At 69.5% G+C, this 4,873-nt stretch carries 6 protein-coding genes; 3 read left to right on the top strand and 3 right to left on the bottom strand.

All coding sequences use genetic code 11. The annotated features are described in order from the left end of the window. Positions 1–260 precede the first annotated feature (260 nt). From ACYPYD_RS05510 to ACYPYD_RS05500, 3 genes are read left to right on the top strand one after another with little or no spacing between them, the layout of a single operon-like run. Positions 261–626, top strand: a complete 366-nt coding sequence (locus ACYPYD_RS05510) for a hypothetical protein (RefSeq protein ID WP_459662374.1) — start codon at positions 261–263, stop codon at positions 624–626. Then, the gene (locus ACYPYD_RS05505; RefSeq protein ID WP_459662373.1) at positions 613–2,010 is read left to right on the top strand and encodes an NAD(P)H-hydrate dehydratase; all 1,398 of its coding nucleotides are present in this window, start codon (positions 613–615) and stop codon (positions 2,008–2,010) included. The genes ACYPYD_RS05510 and ACYPYD_RS05505 overlap by 14 nt, the downstream gene beginning before the upstream one ends. 39 nt (positions 2,011–2,049) lie before the next feature. Further along, the gene (locus tag ACYPYD_RS05500) at positions 2,050–3,309 is read left to right on the top strand and encodes a class I SAM-dependent RNA methyltransferase (RefSeq protein WP_459662372.1); all 1,260 of its coding nucleotides are present in this window, start codon (positions 2,050–2,052) and stop codon (positions 3,307–3,309) included. Here ACYPYD_RS05500 and ACYPYD_RS05495 read toward each other — a convergent pair. The 3 genes from ACYPYD_RS05495 to ACYPYD_RS05485 form a co-directional block, all read right to left on the bottom strand. Next, on the bottom strand, positions 3,306–3,566 hold the full coding sequence (locus tag ACYPYD_RS05495; protein ID WP_459662371.1) for a hypothetical protein: 261 nt from the start codon (positions 3,564–3,566) through the stop codon (positions 3,306–3,308). The two genes, ACYPYD_RS05500 and ACYPYD_RS05495, sit on opposite strands and share 4 nt — an antisense overlap. Positions 3,567–3,586: 20 nt before the next feature. Continuing rightward, positions 3,587–3,799, bottom strand: coding sequence for a hypothetical protein (locus ACYPYD_RS05490; protein WP_231958133.1), 213 nt, complete (start codon positions 3,797–3,799; stop codon positions 3,587–3,589). 101 nt (positions 3,800–3,900) lie between these two features. Beyond that, positions 3,901–4,869, bottom strand: a complete 969-nt coding sequence (locus tag ACYPYD_RS05485) for a threonine ammonia-lyase (RefSeq protein WP_459662391.1) — start codon at positions 4,867–4,869, stop codon at positions 3,901–3,903. Between the last annotated feature and the right edge of the window lie 4 nt (positions 4,870–4,873).

Raw genomic sequence — 4,873 nt, 5'->3', positions numbered from 1 at the left:
GGCTGACGGAGGGGTTTCCCCCCTCCACCACTCGCTGCGCGAGCGGTCCCCCTCCCCATTGCTTCGCAACAGGGAGGATGCAACAAGGCCCGCAACGGGGCGCATCCGGAAAGGCCGGTTTCGGCTCAGCATTGAGGATGGCGGACGAAAGGGCTTGCCAGGGAGCTTGTTCGGGATGTCTGAGCCGGCTGTGCAATGACGATGTGGTGATCTCGCAGCCTGACATTGCCCCGAGCGTTTCGGGCGTTATGATTTATGCCATGATCGCCAAGCTCCCGCCGCTGGCCTGTGCCGTCCTCCTTCTCGCCGCCTGCTCGCGCAGTGACGAGCCCGCTCCCGTTGCCGTAGCGCTCGAGCACATCGACTGCGCCGTGGGAGGAGAGCCCGAACTCAAGCCCGCCTGCTCGGTGGAGCGGGTCGAGAAGGACGGTGCGCTCACGCTTGTCGTGCACCATCCCGATGGTGGTTATCGCCGGTTCGCGGTCGCGAAGGGCGGTGCGGGAGTGACCACCAAGGACAGCGCCACGCCGCCGAAGGTGCGCCTTGCCGGCGACCGGCTCGACGTTACCGTGGGCACCGATCGCTACCTCTTTCCCGCGACGGTGAAGCACGATGCCCCGCGATAGGCAGATTCTTACGGCCGCGCAGATGCGTGCGGCGGAGCAGGCGTTGATCGACGCGGGCACCAGCGTCGATGCGCTGATGCAGGTGGCGGGGCGTGGCGCTGCCGAATGGATCTGGCGCATGGCGGGGCGGCACAAGGTGACGGTGCTCTGCGGCCCGGGCAACAACGGCGGCGACGGCTACGTCATTGCCGAGGCCATTCGCGAGCGGGGTGGCCATGCCGTCGTCGTCGCGGCGGCCGAGCCTGCCACCGGCGCCTGCCACAAGGCGCGCGCCCTGTTCGGCGGAGACGTGGTCGAGACCGATTCCGAGGCGAAGGGCGAAGTGCTGGTCGATTGCCTTTTCGGCACCGGACTGACGCGGCCGTTGTCTCAGGAGCACCTCGCCTTGCTCACGCGGCTGGCCGAAACGCATCCGCGCTGTGTGGCGGTGGACATGCCGAGTGGGGTACAGTCCGATTCGGGCATGCTGCTGGGTGAGGGTTTGCCCGCCTACGACCTGACCATCGCGCTCGGCGCATGGAAATTCGCGCATTTCCTGATGCCTTCTAGCGCCCGGATGGGGCGGCTCCAGCGCGTGCCGATCGGCGTCGACGCGGTGCGGGGCGCTGCCCTCGCAGTCGCGCGACCGCAGTTGCGCGCTCCGGCGGCGGATGCGCACAAGTACCGGCGCGGGCTGCTGGCGGTCGTCGGCGGGGCGATGCCCGGCGCGGCGGTGCTCGCAGGAATCGCGGCGCAGCGGGCAGGGGCGGGCTACGTGAAGCTCTTCGCCGAGAGCAAGCGCAATGTGCCTGCCGACCTCGTCGTCGATCAGGGTGCGCTGAGCGAGGTGTTGGCCGACGATCGCAACACGGCGGTGCTGGTCGGCCCGGGCCTGGGGCGCGATGCGACCGCGCGCGAACGGCTGGCGGTGGCTCTGGCGGATGGGGTGCCGGTGGTGGTCGATGCCGATGCGCTGGTTCTGCTGGCGCCGCGTCACCTCGCAGGGCGCGAGGCCTCCGTCATCGCCACGCCGCACGAAGGCGAACTCGTCGCGCTGGAGCGGGCTTTCGATCTCGACGGTGCGGGGACGCGGCCCGAGCGTGCTCTCGCGCTGGCGGAGGCGAGCGGGATGGTGGTCGTGGCCAAGGGGCCGGATACGGTGATCGCCGCGCCCGACGGCAGGCTCGCCTGCGCGGTGCGGGCAAGCTCGTGGCTCTCAACTGCGGGCACCGGAGATGTGCTGGCGGGGGTGATTGCCAGCCGTCTCGCTACAGGGATCGAGCCGTTCGACGCTGCCTGCGAGGGCGTCTGGCTACACGGCGAGGCGGCGCGGCTTTGCCCGCCTGCGTTCACGGCGGGGCAACTGGCCGAGGCGGTGCCGCTGGCGCTTGCGGCGTGCCTGTAACTTGCGAGTCGCGCCAAGCGAGAGCATAGGCGCGCGACCATGACCGAATCCGAAGAGATCCTGCGCATCGCCTCCAAGGGCGACGGCGTCACCGCGTCCGGCCGTTTCGCCTGGGGCGCCGCGCCCGGCGACAAGCTGCGCATCGACGACACGCTCGAATGGGGGCCGCATCATGTCGAGCCGACTTGTCGGCACTTCGGCCACTGCGGCGGGTGCCAGCTGCAGCAGCTCGACGAAGAAAGCCTGACGGCCTTCGTCGAGGCGCGGGTGGCCAATGCCGCCGCCTCGCAGGAATTGGGGACGCAGGCGCTCGCCGCGCCGCATCTCTCGCCGCCGTCGTCGCGCCGCCGGGCCTCGCTGCGCGCGGAAAGCTCGGGCGGGCGCGTGGTGATCGGCTTCCGCGAGGCGAAGTCGCACCGGCTCGTCGAAGTGCAGGAATGCCACGTCCTCGTGCCCGAGATCGTCGCGTTGCTGGGGCCGCTGCGCAAGCTGCTCATCACCATGGGCAAGGCCGCGCCCGTCAAGAAGGGGCGCCATGGCAGGCCCGCGCCTGGCAAGGTGCAGGCGCGCATGGCCGCCGACATCGAGATGACGCTGGTGGACCAGGGCATCGACCTCGGCGTCAAGGGCCTCACCGCCGAGGGCCTTGCGGCCACCGAGGCGATGCTGGATTTCGCGCGCGAGCACAAGCTGGCGCGCTTGACCATGGACGGCGGCTATGGCTTCGAGACGGTGTGGGAGCCGGTGCCCGTCACGGTGACGCTCGGCGGCGTCAAAGTGCCGTTTCCCCCGGGCACATTCCTGCAGGCGACGCTCGACGGCGAGGAGGCACTGGTGAGCGCCGCGCGTGAATGGCTGGCTGGGGCGCCGACGGTGGCGGACCTGTTCTCGGGGCTGGGCACGTTCGCCTTCGCGCTGGCCGGGCCGGAAACCAAGGTGCTGGCAGCCGAAGCCGCGCGCGACGTGCACTATGCCTGCAAGGCGGGCGCCGACCGCGCGCAGCTGCCGGTGTTCAGCGTCCACCGCGACTTGTTCCGCAATCCGCTGCAGCCCGACGAACTGAGCCGCTTCGCCGCCGTCGTGCTCGACCCGCCGCGTGCCGGCGCGCGCGAGCAGGTGGACTGCATTGCCGCTTCCACCGTTGGCCGCGTGGTCTATGTCAGCTGCAACCCGTCAAGCTGGTCGCGCGATGCGGCGCGGCTGGTCGAAGCGGGCTTCCGGCTGGTGGAACTGCGTCCGGTCGGCCAGTTCCGCTGGTCGACCCACGTGGAACTGGCAAGCTACTTCGAGCGCGTTTAATCCGCGCCCATCTGCGCCATCATGTCCATGAAATCGCGCGCGGCGTTGCGTTCGTCCTCGGTCTTGAAGGCAACGTCAAGGTCGGGCGCGGAGCCGAGGATGTACATGAAGGTCCAGAGCGCGAAGCGGCGGCCCTTGTCCTGCTCCATGCCGAAATCGACCTTCATCCGCTCCACCCCGGCCTCGATTGCGGCGGGGGTGACGGTGGAGAGGTCTTCGGTGGCGAAGTAGCGGCGCAGCTGGTCGTCGAAATCCATGACACCGTACTAGCAGGCGTTCAGCTGCGGTTCCAGCCGCAGCACCCGCAGAACACCGGATAGGCGACGGCGCCCCAGGCACTGGCGATGAATCCTATGAAGAACACGCTCCAGCCCAGTCCCCAGTTTTCGCCGAGAACGACGTCCGCCAGCGCCGCCAGCGTGATGCCGATGAAGAACAGTTCCACGCCGATGAAGACGATCTTGAACGGCTTCAAGGCAGGGACGGGCATTCCCTTTTCCATGGCTATACTCCCGAAGTTTCTTATCCTTGTATCGAGAATATATCGCGCAATCGTTGCCGGTTCCATCGGGAGTTTGCGGCAGCAGGCGTTCAATCCCGGGACGAAAAGACTCTGGCGAAGGCCGCCGCATCGGTATTTCCGCCCGAGAGGATGACGGCGCTGCGCTCCCCCAACTCCACCTTGCCCGCCAGCACCGCCGCCAGCGCCGCCGCGCCGCCCGGTTCGAGGACGAGGCGCAGCTTCGCGAAGGCGAGACGCTGGGCCGCGCGGACTTCGGCAGGCGTCGCCACCAGGCCGAACGGGCAGCGTTCCTTGAGAATAGCAAAGTTGATTGGCCAGGTGGCGTGCGTCTGCAGCGCGTCGCAGGCGGTGGGCGGCGCATCGGGGCCGACCGGCACGATGGTTCCGGCGGCGAGGCTGCGGCACACGTCGTCCCAGCCTTCGGGCTCCACCGGCACGATCCGCGCATCGGGGCAGGCGAGGGCGAGCCCCGCCGTCAGCCCGCCGCCGCCGCAAGGCGCGACGATCAGGTCCGGCCCGGCAAGGCCCTGCTCGGCCAGTTGCGCCGCGATCTCGAGGCCCGTGCTGCCCTGTCCCTCGATCACCCACGGGTCGGCATAGGCGTGGACCAGCGTGGCGCCGCGCTCGGCGCAGAGGGCTTGCGAGGCTTCGTCGCGGTCCTCGCCGCCGGGGCGGTCGTAGAGCACGACTTCGGCGCCGAGCGCGCGGGTGTTGGCCAGTTTCACCTCGGGCGCGTCCACCGGCATGACGATCGCCGCCCTGATGCCGAGACGCCGCGCGGCCCAGGCGACGCCCTGCGCGTGATTGCCGCTGGAGACGCCGACGACGCCGCATGCGCGTTCCTCGTCGTTCAGCGCGGACAGACGGTGCCAGGCGCCGCGGATCTTGAAGGCTCCGACCGGCTGCAGGCTCTCGGCCTTGCACCAGATCGTTCGGCTATCAACCTCGAGCGGGAGCAGCGGCGTGCGGGGCAGGATTTCGGCCACTTTGCGGGCGGCGAGGGCGATGCCTTCGGGCGTGGGCGTGCGCTGGGTCATGGCG

The organism is Novosphingobium sp. 11B, from assembly GCF_054589055.1.
Note: the sequence above shows the minus strand (reverse complement) of the source record. Positions and strands in the feature narration are given on the sequence as shown.

Coding starts and splice junctions, on each gene's coding strand:
- ACYPYD_RS05500 (WP_459662372.1), top strand. CDS start 2,050: ATGACCGAATCCGAAGAGATCCTGCGCATCGCCTCCAAGGGCGACGGC.
- ACYPYD_RS05485 (WP_459662391.1), bottom strand. CDS start 4,869: ATGACCCAGCGCACGCCCACGCCCGAAGGCATCGCCCTCGCCGCCCGC.
- ACYPYD_RS05510 (WP_459662374.1), top strand. CDS start 261: ATGATCGCCAAGCTCCCGCCGCTGGCCTGTGCCGTCCTCCTTCTCGCC.
- ACYPYD_RS05505 (WP_459662373.1), top strand. CDS start 613: ATGCCCCGCGATAGGCAGATTCTTACGGCCGCGCAGATGCGTGCGGCG.
- ACYPYD_RS05495 (WP_459662371.1), bottom strand. CDS start 3,566: ATGGATTTCGACGACCAGCTGCGCCGCTACTTCGCCACCGAAGACCTC.
- ACYPYD_RS05490 (WP_231958133.1), bottom strand. CDS start 3,799: ATGCCCGTCCCTGCCTTGAAGCCGTTCAAGATCGTCTTCATCGGCGTG.